The sequence below is a fragment of the Streptomyces sp. NPDC006265 genome (assembly GCF_040613555.1).
Classification (GTDB): Bacteria; Actinomycetota; Actinomycetes; order Streptomycetales; family Streptomycetaceae; genus Streptomyces.
Map to the genome: position 1 here is coordinate 1 of NZ_JBEXSH010000869.1, position 3794 is coordinate 3794.

Here is a 3794-nt window from a genome sequence, read left to right on the forward strand (position 1 = left end):
TCCTGGTCGCCCGCCTGGGCCGGCCTGCCGTGCACGGCAGGCCCGGACCGCTCGCCACAGGCGATGGCCCGGGTCCGGCGGGAGTCGGTGGTGAGGGTGCCGTGGGTCGATCCAAGCATCGTTTCCGCCCGCTCCTGTGAGACAGCCGCTAACTGACGCTCAGTCAGATTACTGAACTGATGCGACGTCAGGAACGGTGTGGGCGGGTGAAGTTGTCGAGTGGACCGGCTCAGGGCATCATGGCGTCGGGGTGGTGCTCAGCCCGGCAGGCGGGAGACCGTCCCCGACCCGGTCCTCGCCACGGCCTTCGCGATCTTCACCGCGTCGAGCGCCATCTCTCGGAGGTTCCCGCTGATCGGGTTGGTGAACCCGGTGAAGTACAGGCCGGGAGCGGTCCTCGGGGTGCGGGGGCCGTGGGCGACGGGCCTGCCGCGGTCGTCGAGGACGTCCAGGTGGCCGACCAGGTCCTCCAGGGCGCGGACGTACCCCGTGGCGGCGATCACCACGTCCGGGGAGATCCGGGTGCCGTCGGCGAGGGCGATCTTGCCGCCGTCCTCGAAACCGTCCACGGCGGCCACGATCTCCACCCTGCCCTTGCGCACGGCGTCGATCAGGCCGACGTCCTGCACCGGGATGGCCCCCTGCTTCACCCGCGTGTACAGCCCGGTGTCGGGACGCGGCAGCCCATGGGCGGCCAGGTTGGGCACGGCCACCTTGGCCTGCGCCCTGGAGATCCGGTCGACCAGTCCGACCGGCAGCCGGCGGACGAGGACGCCGCTGTACTGGGCGGCCCAGCCGGCGGTCGAACGGCGCACGATGTGGGGGACGGTGCGCACGGCCAGCCGGACCCGTGAGGCGCCGCTCTCCACCAGGTCGACGGCGATCTCGGCGCCGGTGTTGCCGACGCCGACGACGAGGACGTCCCGGCCGGCGTAGGGCTTGCCGCTGCGGTACTCGCCCGCGTGCAGGAGCTCGCCGGTGAAGCCGGCGCGGCCGGGCCAGTCCGGCAGGCGCGGGGTGTGGTTGTGGCCGGTGGCGACGACCACGGCCGCGCCGGTCAGTTCCCGGCCGCCGGTGGCGTGCAGCAGCCAGCCCGTGCCGTCGGGGGTGCGCTCGATACGGGACACCTCGACGCCGGTGACGATCTCCAGGCGGTGGTGCTCGGCGTACTTCTCCAGGTACCGCACCACGTCGTCCCGCGACACCCAGCGCCCGAACCGGCGCGGCATCGGCAGCCCGGGCAGGGCCGAGAGGCGCCGGGTGGTGTGCAGGTGCAGCCGGTCGTAGTGGCGGCGCCAGGACGCCCCGACGCGGTCGGACTTCTCCAGGACGACGGCCCGTATGCCCCGGGCGCGCAGCGCGTACGCCGCGGAGAGCCCGCCGGGGCCGCCGCCGACGACGTAGACGGGGCGGTCGGGTGGGGGCTGTGCGGAGGCGTGTGTGGGGGGTGTGGAGTCGGCCATGAGCGCGAGCGTAATCACGGGACTGCTTGATGGGTCTCGGTCAAGACCGGAATTGGTTTCGGATTGATCACGGCTGTGGGAGGGCGGGGTGGGGCCGGTGGCGCGGAGGGCCCGGTTGTGGTGAACCGGTGATCGTTCCTGACGGATCGCGGGGCGCGGCCTCCGACACGGACGGGAGGATCGGAGGCCGCGATCGGGTGGGGGCCACCGGGCGCGGTAGCCGGTCACCTCGGCGATCCACCGGGCCGACAAGGCCGGCGGCTGCGTCGACTTCTCCTGGAAGCACCACGGAGACATGCCGGTGCTGCGGATGCGGCCGGAGCGGTGGGTCTCGTCCGACCCCGGGCAGGTGTGAGGAGCCGGCCCTCCGGGGTGACAATCGGGGGATGTCAACGGATCTTCACGAGCTGCTGAGGTCACTGCGGGTCTGGGACCCCGAGGTCACGCGACTGCCCTCGTTCGACCCGACGGCCGCCCCCGCCGCCCCGCTGCCCCTCTTCACCGAGTGGTTCGCGGCGGCGGTGGCGGCCGGGCAGACCGAGCCGCACACCATGTCGTTGGCGACCTCCGACGAGTCCGGCCGGCCCGACGTACGGATCGTCATGCTGCACGGCGCCGACGAGACCGGATGGTTCTTCGCCTCCCACGCCGGCAGCCGCAAGGGCCGCCACCTCACCGCCCGCCCCTGCGCCGCGCTCGGCTTCTACTGGCCGGTCCTGGGCCGGCAGGTACGGGTCCGCGGCCCGGTGTCGGCCGCCCCGTCCGAGGAGGCGCAGGGCGACCTCCACGCCCGCTCGACGGGCGCGCTGGCCGCGGCACTGACCGGCCGCCAGAGCGAGATCCTGGGCTCGGTGGAGGAGCTGGCACGGGCCTCGGAGTCGGCGTGGGAACGGGCCCGGAGTGAGCCGGAGGCTCCCGTACCGTCCTGGACCCTGTACCGGCTGCGGCCGGAGGAGGTGGAGTTCTTCCAGGGAGACGAGGCACGGCGGCACGTACGGCTGCGCTACCGGAGCACCGAGGGAGGGTGGACACGGGAACTGCTCTGGCCGTGACCGGACCTGGGCTGTGACGCGTCGCGGGTCCCGGGCAACGCGGGAAGCCCCTGTCGCCCTGTCAAGGTCACGCGGGCACCGACCACCCCGTGAAGTCGTACACCGCGAAGTCCGCCACCGGCCGGTACCCGATCCGCTGGTACAGGCCGTTGCTGGTCGGGTTGGACAGGTCCGTGAAGAGGAGCACCTCCTGCGCTCCGGCGGCCAGGGCGGCGCGGCTGACCTCGGCCGTGGCGGCGCCCGCGTAACCACGGCCACGCAGGTGGGGCGGGGTGTAGACCGAGGCGACGCGCACCTGGCCGGCGATCTCGGGCGTCGCGCCGGCCATGGCCACGGGCGTGCCGTCGGGCGTCTCCCAGAAGGTGATGCCGCCGTCGGCGATACGGGCGTCCGCCCACTCGGCGGCGTCCCGGACGCTGCCCTCGCCGACGGCGGCGACGAACTCGTCGTGCCAGCGGCAGAGCTGGTCGCGGTCCGCCTCGACGGCGACGCGGGGTCCGCCGGGCGGTACGGGACGGGGCACGGTCAGGGTGCCGAGCCGGTAGAGCCGCTGACGCTGTCGGAGCGTGGCCGCGGCGCCCGTGTGCCGCTGCCAGGCCTCGACGAAGGCGGCGGCGGTGTCACGGTCGGCGTGCACGCCGGGCAGGCGGTGGCCGAGGGCGGCCAGTCGTGCGGCCAGCGCCTCGGCCTCCTCGGCGGTCAGGGCGGTGAGGTTCATCCGGTGCGGTGGTGTGCGGAAGACCGTCGCCCGGACCACGCCGTCCTGTTCCAGTACGCCGAACTCCGGCGCACCGTCGCCGTAGATGCGCGGGCCGCGCCTGCGCAGGTTGTCCGTGACCGTCAACGGGACGGTGTGCAGCGCCGGCCGGCCTCGGAGGAAGGCGCCGGCGCGAGTCAGGAAGCCGTCGAGGTCGTGGGTGAGGTGCCAGCGGCCGGTCTCGGTGTCCATGCCTCATGATGCCGTCGGCCTCCGTCCCGGCGCCTGCGGTTTTAGCGGCCCCCTCGGCTCACTTGCCGCTGTCCTCGGCGAGGGTGTGGGCGACGAGCGCGTTGGCGTGGCCGTGCCCGAGGCCGTGCTCGGACTTGAGCCAGTCGACGATCTCCAGGTGCCGGGTCAGCGGCGAGGAGCGGATGAGGGCCTGCCAGTCGGCGATCGGCCGGCCGTACCTCTTCTCTATGGAGGGGAAGTAGCTCGCGGGGCCCTTCACGGGTGCGGTCATCTCGGTGGTCCCTTCGCTGTTGTCGCCGGTTGTGACCGGGGCGACAGGACCGACTGATC

Annotated in this window: 4 protein-coding genes and 1 pseudogene; 2 read left to right on the top strand and 3 right to left on the bottom strand. The window is 73.4% G+C overall.

Annotated features, from left to right (window positions below; genetic code table 11):
* Positions 1-257: 257 nt before the first annotated feature.
* Positions 258-1463 carry an NAD(P)/FAD-dependent oxidoreductase gene (locus ABZ281_RS41790; RefSeq protein WP_356663165.1) on the bottom strand — a complete coding sequence of 402 codons (1206 nt, stop codon included), beginning with the start codon at positions 1461-1463 and terminating at the stop codon, positions 258-260.
* Positions 1464-1707: 244 nt separating this feature from the next.
* Here ABZ281_RS41790 and ABZ281_RS41795 point away from each other — a divergent pair.
* Positions 1708-1818: pseudogene (locus ABZ281_RS41795) on the top strand (pyridoxamine 5'-phosphate oxidase family protein); the annotation flags it as partial.
* 31 nt (positions 1819-1849) lie between these two features.
* Positions 1850-2515 (top strand): pyridoxal 5'-phosphate synthase, encoded by a 666-nt coding sequence (locus ABZ281_RS41800; protein WP_356663166.1) that lies wholly within the window; start codon positions 1850-1852, stop codon positions 2513-2515.
* 67 nt (positions 2516-2582) lie between these two features.
* On the opposite strand, the gene ABZ281_RS41805 is transcribed toward ABZ281_RS41800, so the two are convergent.
* Positions 2583-3464 carry a GNAT family N-acetyltransferase gene (locus ABZ281_RS41805; RefSeq protein WP_356663167.1) on the bottom strand — a complete coding sequence of 294 codons (882 nt, stop codon included), beginning with the start codon at positions 3462-3464 and terminating at the stop codon, positions 2583-2585.
* A gap of 58 nt (positions 3465-3522) precedes the next feature.
* A complete protein-coding gene (locus tag ABZ281_RS41810; RefSeq protein WP_356663168.1) occupies positions 3523-3735 on the bottom strand; it encodes a DUF4287 domain-containing protein in 213 nt (70 codons plus the stop codon).
* Positions 3736-3794 lie beyond the last annotated feature (59 nt).

Bases quoted from the DNA above. Each gene is read 5' to 3' on its own strand.
- ABZ281_RS41810 (WP_356663168.1), bottom strand. From the start codon at position 3,735: ATGACCGCACCCGTGAAGGGCCCCGCGAGCTACTTCCCCTCCATAGAG.
- ABZ281_RS41805 (WP_356663167.1), bottom strand. From the start codon at position 3,464: ATGGACACCGAGACCGGCCGCTGGCACCTCACCCACGACCTCGACGGC.
- ABZ281_RS41790 (WP_356663165.1), bottom strand. From the start codon at position 1,463: ATGGCCGACTCCACACCCCCCACACACGCCTCCGCACAGCCCCCACCC.
- ABZ281_RS41800 (WP_356663166.1), top strand. From the start codon at position 1,850: ATGTCAACGGATCTTCACGAGCTGCTGAGGTCACTGCGGGTCTGGGAC.